Origin of the sequence: Pantoea sp. 18059 (assembly GCF_902706165.1) — a bacterium.
Lineage (GTDB): Bacteria > Pseudomonadota > Gammaproteobacteria > Enterobacterales > Enterobacteriaceae > Pantoea > Pantoea agglomerans.
In genome coordinates, this window is the sequence record NZ_CACSJS010000044.1 from 1 (window position 1) to 442 (window position 442).

General features: G+C 69.9%; 1 protein-coding gene. It reads left to right on the forward strand.

Features of this window, described 5'->3' with window-relative positions; genetic code table 11:
• Positions 1 to 442: Crp/Fnr family transcriptional regulator (locus GVJ63_RS21975; protein WP_159227368.1), on the forward strand; the 442-nt coding region annotated here is incomplete at both ends.

Genomic DNA, 442 nt, shown 5'->3' on the forward strand with positions numbered 1-442 from the left:
GAACAGGGACGCGTGGCCGACCACGCACTGATCGTCCTTGCTGGGTTCGCCAACCGTCATAAGTGCCGGATGTCGGGTCGTCGCCAGATCCTGGCCTATCTGGTGCCCGGTGATCTCTGCGACCGCGGCGCCCTCCAGGGCTACCCGCTCGACCACGCGATCGAGGCGCTCACGCCCTGTCGGATCGCCAAGGTCCCGCGCGTCCCCTACATGGACCTGCTCGGCCGGCATCCCCGCATCGCTCTGGCGCTACAGCGTGCAAGGCTCGCGGAGGAGGCGATGGCGCGCGCGTGGCTGGTCAACCTCGGCATGCGCTCGGGCCCTGAACGCATGGCCCATCTCCTGTGCGAGCTGCTGGAACGGCTGGGCGCGATCGGCCAGACCGCGGACGGGCAGTACGATCTGCCGCTGACGCAGGCGGATCTCGCCGACGCGCTCGGCC